This is a genomic window from Salibacterium aidingense DSM 18341 (genome assembly GCF_000429685.1).
In the GTDB taxonomy this organism is placed as follows: domain Bacteria; phylum Bacillota; class Bacilli; order Bacillales; family Marinococcaceae; genus Salibacterium; species Salibacterium aidingense.
Window position 1 is genome coordinate 1 of the sequence record NZ_AUCI01000046.1, and the last position, 9,454, is coordinate 9,454.

The 9,454-nt window shown below is 37.8% G+C and carries 9 protein-coding genes and 1 pseudogene; 1 reads left to right on the forward strand and 9 read right to left on the reverse strand.

Features of this window, described 5'->3' with window-relative positions; all coding sequences use genetic code 11:
• The 9 genes and pseudogenes from G475_RS25995 to G475_RS0121725 all read right to left on the reverse strand — a co-directional run.
• A partial coding sequence (locus G475_RS25995; protein ID WP_233275830.1) for a helix-turn-helix domain-containing protein occupies positions 1–178 on the reverse strand: 178 nt, incomplete at its 3' end.
• A gap of 129 nt (positions 179–307) precedes the next feature.
• Positions 308–526 (reverse strand): annotated as a pseudogene (locus tag G475_RS26000) (transposase family protein); the annotation flags it as partial.
• A gap of 502 nt (positions 527–1,028) precedes the next feature.
• The gene (locus tag G475_RS26005) at positions 1,029–1,949 is read right to left on the reverse strand and encodes an NAD(P)-dependent oxidoreductase (protein WP_051302823.1); all 921 of its coding nucleotides are present in this window, start codon (positions 1,947–1,949) and stop codon (positions 1,029–1,031) included.
• Complete coding sequence (locus G475_RS0121700; protein WP_026703047.1) at positions 1,949–2,833, reverse strand: NAD(P)-dependent oxidoreductase; 885 nt, start codon at positions 2,831–2,833, stop codon at positions 1,949–1,951. Before G475_RS0121700 ends, G475_RS26005 begins: the two co-directional genes overlap by 1 nt.
• A 23-nt stretch (positions 2,834–2,856) precedes the next feature.
• Complete coding sequence (locus G475_RS0121705; protein ID WP_211233943.1) at positions 2,857–4,575, reverse strand: thiamine pyrophosphate-binding protein; 1,719 nt, start codon at positions 4,573–4,575, stop codon at positions 2,857–2,859.
• A gap of 364 nt (positions 4,576–4,939) precedes the next feature.
• Positions 4,940–6,892, reverse strand: a complete 1,953-nt coding sequence (locus G475_RS26010; RefSeq protein WP_051302824.1) for a TRAP transporter permease — start codon at positions 6,890–6,892, stop codon at positions 4,940–4,942.
• Between the two features lie 90 nt (positions 6,893–6,982).
• A complete protein-coding gene (locus G475_RS0121715) occupies positions 6,983–8,002 on the reverse strand; it encodes a TAXI family TRAP transporter solute-binding subunit (protein ID WP_026703049.1) in 1,020 nt (339 codons plus the stop codon).
• A 140-nt stretch (positions 8,003–8,142) separates the two neighbouring features.
• Positions 8,143–8,478: a DUF3870 domain-containing protein gene (locus tag G475_RS0121720; protein WP_026703050.1), complete on the reverse strand. Its 336-nt coding sequence runs from the start codon at positions 8,476–8,478 to the stop codon at positions 8,143–8,145.
• A 71-nt stretch (positions 8,479–8,549) separates the two neighbouring features.
• A complete protein-coding gene (locus tag G475_RS0121725) occupies positions 8,550–8,738 on the reverse strand; it encodes a hypothetical protein (RefSeq protein WP_026703051.1) in 189 nt (62 codons plus the stop codon).
• Positions 8,739–9,109: 371 nt separating this feature from the next.
• Between G475_RS0121725 and G475_RS0121730 the strand changes: the two genes are divergently transcribed.
• Positions 9,110–9,412: a transposase gene (locus G475_RS0121730; protein ID WP_026702267.1), complete on the forward strand. Its 303-nt coding sequence runs from the start codon at positions 9,110–9,112 to the stop codon at positions 9,410–9,412.
• Positions 9,413–9,454: the final 42 nt, after the last annotated feature.

The window sequence follows — 9,454 nt, forward strand, 5'->3', positions numbered from 1 at the left end:
TATAGGAATCCAATTTCCTTGTCCTGGTCTTCAACGTTTCAACCCAATCCAAGGCTTCATCCCAATCCATTTCTAAATAGTTATAAACCGTGTTTCTTGATACACCGCACTTGCGGGCGATGGCTGCAATGCTGAAACCCTCTTCTTTCAAGTCACGAATACGCATATGATCTTTCATTTTATTCACCTTTCGTTTCCTCCAGACCAGCAATTATTGTTCCTAGTATAGCTGGTCCAAGAGAGATTCGTAACGAAAAAGTGTTCAATCTTATCAAGCAAAAAGTGTTAACTCTAATCTAGCAGTTACACGCTTACGGTAAAATAAATAAGAGGTTCGTTCAAACATCTTCAGATGTTGAAGCTTTTGCGTACGATAATCGTGAACACGTTTGGTCTTTTCACCGCATTTGGGGCAGCGGTGAGCTTTTCGTTCCATCTCCACGTGGAGATGGAACGAATTCCCCACCGTCTCCGATTTTATAATCTTTAGATCTTCTAAACCTGGAAGGTCCATGGTAAAATGCATATACACGCAACTCCTATCCTTTCTTGTTTCTAGGCAATTCAAGTATAAAGGATAAAGGAGCTTGCGTGTTTTTTACGCACGAAATTGTTATTGTAGAGCCGTATTTTAACTAGTGTTTTGGGTTTGCATAATCATCACTCTCCTTAAAAAATAAAAAAGTCCAGCATAAAGGAGAGTCCCTTCACGCTGGACTTATTTGTGACATTTTAAGACAAGAACATTTAAGTATTCTTGCCAACAAATAACCAGTTAAGTATTTAATTAATGTAAGAGTATCATATTTTTATAAAATTGGCAACAGTTTATAAATATTTAGGGGGGTCAGTAATGAATAGTGGTTACTGGAATTATACTCATTATTTCACAAGAAAGAAAAGACTATTCTAAATTTTTTTTTTGCACATTAGAATAGTCTTTTTACCCTTTTATAGCTGTCACTTTCCCACTACTATTAAATAACTTTAGTAAGGATTCTTGCGACTTTATCTTAAATTGTAATCACTTAAAGCGCTGTTTCTTTAGAGTTTTTTTGTAACTCTGTTAACTCCTCAACAACCTCCATAATTCTTGTGTTATCTTCGTGTCCCTTCCCTTGACTAATAGCAATAGAATAAATTTCTTGAGTCAAGCTGCTAAACATCATTGGTACTGCTTTTTTACGGGCAACTTCTAAAGCTATACTCAAATCTTTATTCATTAATTCCAAAGAAAAATTTGAATTAAAATGACGAGGAAGATAGTATTTTTCAAAGCGTACGGTGGTCATATGGCTCTTCCCGCTACTAGCATTAATAGCTTGTGTAAACACTTCGGGATCTACGCCAGCTTTTTTTGCCATCGATAACCCTTCAATAGCAGTAATTAAGTTGCTAGCACTCATTAAATTATTCAACGCTTTTAACATATGACCACTACTGAGTTTCCCTGTCTGCAATATATCTGTTCCAAGTTGATCTAAAATAAAGCGGCATTCTTCTAAAGTGCTTTCCTCTCCGCCAACCATTATAGACAACGTTCCTTCTCTTGCTGCACCAGCTCCTCTACTAACAGGCGCATCAATCATTTTAACACCTTTTTCTTTCAGCGCTTTTCCAATCTTTTTTGTCATCTCTGGCGTAGAACTTGAGAGATCAATATATATTTTGTCCTCAGATATAGTTTCTATCATCCCGTTAGTTCCCAGAACCACATTTTCAACAATTTGATGATTGGGTAATGAAGTTAGGATAATATCGCATTTTTGAGAGATATCCTTTGGCGAATCAGCGACTTCTGCTCCTTTTTTATAAAAATAATCCATTGCTTCTTTAGAAATATCATAAACAAAAAGATTATTTTCTAATAGCAATAACCTTTCGCACATTCGCGAGCCCATGACGCCTAAACCAATAAAACCAATTCGCTTAAACCCACTTTTATCCATCATACTCCTCCCATCCATGCTTGAATTTCTTTTACCGTGTGCATATTGTCTTCTTCAGCAGGAAGCCTTGAGCTTAATAAATCATACAAATGAGACGAGCGTTTGCCCATTAGAGATACAACCTCTAACTCTTCTGCCATTTTAATAGCAATTTTTAAATCTTTGTTCATTAAACCGAAAGAAAATTTAGATTGGTAGGTTTCAGTCAATACATATTTAGGAAAATGGTGAGAGGTCATATAGCTTTCGCCACTACTTACATTGATAACATCTAACATTTTTTCAAGTTCTAAACCTTCTTTAAGACCTAAAGATAACGTTTCAGTGGCCGTCAACAAATTACATGACATCATCATCATATTTATCGCCTTTACTGCGTGACCGGTTCCTAACTCACCACAATGAATAATATCTGTACCAAGAGTTTCTAAAATGGAACGACTATTTTTAAGTGTTTCTTTTTCTCCACCAACTAATATAGATAAGGTTCCTTGCTCAGCAGCAGGTATACCACGACTCACAGGAGCATCAATTATATTAACTCCTTTTTTGTGTAACTCTCTCCCCATATTTTTAGTCATTTCAGGAGTAGATGTTGTCATTTCAATTACAGTTGTATCTTTCTTAACTCCATGTATAACGCCATCTTCTCCCAATATACATTGTTCTACTGCTAGATCATCGTTTACACAAGTAATGATAACCTCACATTTTTCAGCCACATTCGCGGGAGTTGAAAGAGGATTCACTTTATCATGTGGCATCTTTTGCATTTTGCTTTCGCAAACATCAAATGCATATATTGTATACCCGTTTTGCATTAAACGTTTTCCTAAACGAGAGCCCAGCTCTCCGTAACCAATAATTCCAATTTTCATTTTCATCAAGACCACCTCTTACCATACTATTATTTTGCGCGGTGTTTAAAAGAATCTCTACGGAAACTATATAATGCGTTAGGGTCTACTTGTACATCTACAACCGTTGGGTGTCCTTTTTGTGAAGATTTAAGAGCACTTGAAAAAACTTTTTCAAGTTGAGAAGGGTGATCAACATAAAATCCTTTAGCACCAAAAAGTTCAGCCGCTTGGTCAAAACGAGGATTTGGAACGTCGGCACCAAGGTAACGCTCACCAAAAAAGTCTCTTTGATAAGCTTTTTCAGCTCCCCAACAATGATTGTTCATGACAATCGTTAGACTGTTTAAATTATTTTCGACGGCTGTTCCAATTTCGGACATAGTCATTCCGAATCCACCATCTCCCATTAAACTAACAACTGTTCTGTCTGGACGTGCAGCTTTTAACCCTAAACCTGCTGCATAAGAAAATCCAACCAATCCAAAATCTAATGGTGAGAATAAGGATGGTGATTGTCTATAATTAAGTACATCGGTAGCTTGTAAGCATAAAGTTCCAGCGTCTAAGGTAAACATTGTGTCTTTAGGCATTGTCGCATTAACTGCGTGAAAAACTTGATTTGGCTGAATGACAGAACCTGTTGGCAAGCCTTTTTCTATTCTTTGGGATAGAAGCTCTTTCCTTTTGTTTTGGAATTCAATAACCCAGTTTTCTCGTTCAAATGTGGTGAAATTTTGATTTCTCATCTCATTCGTTAGCTGTTCAACAACAGTTCCAGCACTTCCCACAATACCAACTTCAACTGGGAAGTATCTAGAAAGAGCACTATGATCTATATTAACTTGGATAATTTTAGCACTAGGATTAAGGTTATCGTACGTGTAAAACGTTGAGTTAAAACCAAGTCTGCTGCCAAGAACTAGAATGACATCTGCTGTCTTTGCAAGGTTAGAAGCTACAGTATTCCCTCTAGGTCCAACTTGTCCTGCATACAAAGGATGATCAGATGATACAGCGTCACCATGACCTGCAGACGTACTAATAGGTGCATTTATAAGTTCGGCAAAATCCTCGACACTCTGTTGAGACTGACTCCACTTCACCCCCGCACCTGCTAAAATCAATGGATTTTTTGCTTCTTTTAATAATTCAACAGCTTGTTCAAGTTGTGCTGGACTCGCAGCAGGATAACTTTCACTTCTATAGTTTTCAGCAGGGGGGAATGATTCAAACTCTGTACTTTCTGATAGTACATCTCGAGGTACATTTAAGACAACAGGCCCTTTTTTACCAGCCTGACTAACTCTAAATGCTTCTTGCACCATTTCAGGAATTCGATCTGCACGATTTACTGTCCATGTTTTTTTTGTTACTGGAGTGAACAAAGCTTGTTGATCAACTTCTTGGAATGCATCTCGATAAACGTGATTGGTGGCAATGCTTCCCGCAACAGCAACCACAGGAGAGTTGGCATGATAGGCTTGTGCTAATCCGGTAACAAGATTAGTTGCACCAGGTCCGTTCTGACCTGCAAGCATCATTCCACCTCCGCCTAACGCTCTAGAATAAGCATCTGCCATATGCGTTCCCGTTCTTTCATCTCGGACACCAATGTAATTTATTGATTCTTGATCGTATAGAGAATCAAAAACTTCCATCGTGGCAGACCCAATTAATCCAAATACATTATTGATCTTTTCTTCTTTCATTGAACCTACCATGGCTTGGGCACCGGTCATTGTCTTCATTTCTGATACTGTTTTCATTTTTTACCACCTCTTTAATTAGAATTAAAAACATAAAAAGACCCAGCATAAAGGAGAATCCTTTACACTGGGTCGATTTGCTATTAAACACTACTAAGGTTGTTAGTAACGCTCACAAATGGCCAGTTATTATATTATGTTCATAATGCTAGCATACTTCCAAAAATTTTTCAATATTACATGAAAGGGAATTCATATAAATTTTGATACTATAAGTGTTAATATAGCACTGATCATCGTTAATACAAGACCACTCATCATAAAATCTCTTTGAGTTAAATGAGGAGTCATTGTATAAATCACTAAATTGGAAATAGTTTGAACTGACATAAAAACCAAGGTGCAGGTTTTATGATGACATTTTTCAATCCTTAATATCATTGCTAATATCTAAATTTGAGGGTGGATCGTTATAAATGTCACTGGCAGGTTGTTTTTGCTTTCGTTTAAAAACATCAACTAGAATTAATATTACCATTATTCCTATACCCAGTGTGGATAAGGATACAATCGGTACTACCAACATCATTGCTAGTAAAAAGTATATGACACGAAAATAAATATTAAGATTCTGAAGAAAATATCCCTGCATCGCTATAGCCAATGCCAAAATTCCTAGCAAAGCTGTAAATACATCGGTAAAGACCATTACCCCAAAATCACCTTGTAAAAGTAAGTTACTATCTAAAACAAACATAAAAGGAACTATATAAGCTGCAGCCCCTAATTTTAAAGCTTGCCATCCCACTTTCATCGGTTTTTCTCCCGCAATAGCCGCTCCAGCAAAGGCTGAAAGGGCTACAGGGGGGGTAATCGTAGAAATAGACGCAAAATAAAAAACAAATAAATGAGCAGCTAAAAGAGGAACATCAAGTTCTGTTAAAGCAGGAGCAACAGTACTAGCAGCAAGAGTATAGGCAGCAACCGTAGGTAAACCCATCCCCAAAATAATACATACCATCATAACCAGAAAAAGTAAAACAAATAAATTTTCTCCCGACCAGCTGACAATAATTCTAGAAATTCGGGAACCTAATCCAGTTAAAGAGAAAACACCAATCATCAGACCTGCTGTAGCACAAGTTGTTGTGATTGGTATCATTTTGACCATTGCTTCGCCGACTGATTTCAAAATACTAATTATCAAAACTTTGTATTTGGTCAACCAGCTTAGTACAATAACTAGTCCTGCTCCTAAAAGGGCTGATCGGATTGGAGAATACCCTTGAATAAGAAGTAAATAAACGATCAGCAACAATGGAAGTAGCAATAAACCTTGTTCTTTTAAAAGCTTAATCAAATTAGGTCGCTCCACTTTTGGGATACCCCGAAGTCCAAGCTTGGCTGCCTCAAAATCCACCATAAATAAGACAGATAAAAAATAAAGGCAAGCTGGTATGATCGCCGCAATCATGATAGTTGGATATGGAATACCTGTTATATCTGCCATAATAAATGCTCCAGCTCCCATGACCGGGGGAAGCAATTGACCGCCTGTAGAAGCTACTGCTTCTGTTGCTCCGGCAAAACGAGGTTTATAACCAATTCTTTTCATCAATGGTATGGTAAAAGCGCCAGTACTTGCCACGTTAGCAACAGCACTACCATTAATTGTACCCATGAGCGAACTCGAAAAAATAGAAACTTTTGCAGGACCACCACGATACTTACCTGCAATAGAATTTGCTAATTTCATAAAAAATTGACCACTTCCAGAAGCCTCTAACAACGTACCAAACAATATAAACACAAAAACATACGTCGATGCCACTCCTAATGGTATATTATAGATACCATTAACACTAAATAAATAACTGATAATTCTTTCGATGTCATACCCCCGGTGCCAAAAGGATCCAGGTAGTAAATATCCAAAATAACTGTAAAGAAGTAAGATCATCGCAAGAATCGGTAAGGCCCATCCAGTTGATCTTCTTGTAATTTCTAATAGAGGTATAACCAGCATAAGTCCGACAATTAGGTCCATATTGGTCGGTGTAACTCCTACCCTCTCAATTAATTGATCATAAGTAAGTAGTATATAAACGGGAGGGATAAGTACGAGTGCTGCAAAGGCTAAATCCAATATACTTGGACGAAAACTGATAGACTTTTTGGTTGCTGGATAAAGAAAAAAAGCAAGACAAGTTACGGTAGAAAAATGTAAAGCTCGATAGACCCAAGGATCAATAGGATAAATCAATAATCCAAAAAGATGAAACAACCCTGATATGACCCCTATAACCGTAACGAGGTGCCAAAAAGGCTTATTTAATTCCCTCGTAGTACTCTTGAATTCCTGGTTCTCGTTATTCATTGTTTTCCTCCCTCCGTATACCCTTATCATTTTTTCAATTTGTTACTTTCGGTTGGCAAACTCGCTTAATCATGTTTGCCAACCATTTTTCTATTCTTCTGAATAGGCTGAATCTGGAAGGTCTATTCCTTCTTCTTCATAATATTTAATTGCCCCTGGATGTAATGGAATAGAAGTAATCCCTTCTTTAACATTATCTAGTGATAAATCTTTGCCCGTTTGATGTACTTCTGCTAATTTTTCTTTACTTTCATAGGTAGCCTTGACCATTTCATAAACAAGATCTTCAGGTAAATCTTTGTGAACTACAAAGGCACTATATATAGATAGTGTATCAATTTCTTCTTCTTGGTTTTCATAACTATCAGCACTTAGTTCGCCATGAGTAATATCAAACTTCTCCGCTAATTCTTCGGATTTTTCCTCGACACCAAATACTTCAACTCCATCCGTTTGTACCATTTCTGTAATAGTCGGATGGCCGGCAGGTGCAAACACTCCTGCTACATCCATTTGTCCGTCTCTCATTTGATTAGCATAATCACTAAATGAACCATTCACAATACGCTGAGGTTCTATACCAAGTTCTTGAAATGCTCTTTGCGTGTAATAATCTGGAGTGCCCCCTTCAGCTCCTGTACCTATAACTTTTCCACTTATATCTTCTAGGGATTTGATCCCTGAATCTGGCATAGTAAACCAGTGTAAATAGCTGATATACATCGGAAAAATGGAACGTATATTTTGATGTTTTTGCTCAGCCCATTCAATCCCTTTAAACCCCTCATATGCTGGCCCCATTGTTACCATTCCAACATCCATATCTCCTCTTTCAACAAGTTCAATGTTATCAATCGGTCCCCCTGTTGATTCAACAGTCATATTAATTCCTACTTCGTCAGTCATGATATCAGCCCAACCTGTCCCATACACATTGAAGGTCCCTCCCGAAGGAGCAGATCCAACGGAGAGTCCTCTTGGCCAATTGGACTGATCAGCCCCTTCTTCTCTAGAAGAAGTTTCTGAACCACTTTTACCGCAACCTACCATCGCCATTGTTACTGTAAAAACTAAAACTAGATTGAAACTCTTTTTAATAATTTTTTTCATTTTTGAAATCTACCTCCATTTAAATTTTATAAAATAAAAATCCAGCATGCTCTTTTTGTGGGTAAAAGAGAGCATGCTGGATTTTATTCACTAATGAACGTGAAGTAGTCGCTTCACACCCGTAAACAAACCAGCTAATATTATTTTTTTATGTGTTCATAATATCGATCAATAGCTGCCCGTACAGCTTGCAGAACCGCTCCAATTGACGGGATGGAAACATGATTTTTTATCTGGTTAGCAAATTCATGAAAAGATTCATTTACACAAAAACCCTCAATATGCTGCCTTAAAATTTGCTTAGTTAAGTCGGAGAAAATAATACTGAAATCTACTTGTTCAATGGTGTGGCTATTTTTATCTACTAGTAGAATTGCTCCAATATATTTATAAGAATGATGAGCCGGAATCCCCTTTGGAGTTTGTGCAAAGCCACTTACAAGAATCGTATCATCTAGGGATTGTTGCGAAAACATTATATCCTCCTTTTAACACAAGTAAGCGTTTTCTTTTACTGTTTAAATATTAAAAGTTTTTATTAGGTATGTCAAGCAAGTTTATAGCCTTTAAACAATAAAAAAGCACAACCTAAATAGGAGCACTGCAAATCAATAAAGCCAACCTGCCTAAACTCGTCCCGGTTTTTGTAAATCCGCAGCCGCTTCAGCATGCCGGTGACAAGCGGGGTGAAGTCCTCCGCTACTTCTTCAAAGCAAATCCCTATTTGATCGTACATACAGCTATCCTTTTCGACTAGCGCGCCGTTGTTTGTATTCCATGGTAGAGTCAGATTACCGGAAAAATTTCCGACCCGCACCTCTCCAAATTGGAAAAAAGGATATGCCAATATTCAAATTTGTTCTAGACAAAACGCACTTTTTCCCTGTCCAAAAGGGAGTTTTGGACGTATTATATTTTTAATACTTGGTGCCCTGGTGTTGTGTAAAAAAACTTAACCTAGAAACCCGCCCAGGTTAAGTCCATTTTTGCAGCCTATCCGCTACAGACTGAAGATTTCTGCTGCTTTTTCCATTTTAAATTTAGAATAAAAAGTGGACACCTCCTTTATGGACATGGCATGATAAAACCAACAAGGAGGGTTCCCCCATGGGTGAACAACGCCAACAGTACAGCGAAGCTTTTAAAAAGGACACGGTCCGTTATGTCCAGCAGCACAAACAACAGAAAAACATCACCGACATTGCCGAGGACTTACAGATCCCTCGAAGCGCGTTGTATGAATGGATGAAGCAATACCGCGAATTTGACGACGAACCGGTTGTCGACCACCAACACGTCAAAGACCTGGAACGCCAGTTGAAAGCCAAAGAAAAGGAACTGGCGGATAAAGAAGAAGAACTGGCGATTTTAAAAAAGACGGTGCACATCTTCAGCAACCCAAATCCGTAAGATTTGGTTTCATCGAAAACCACCGCTCTGAGTTTTCGGTGA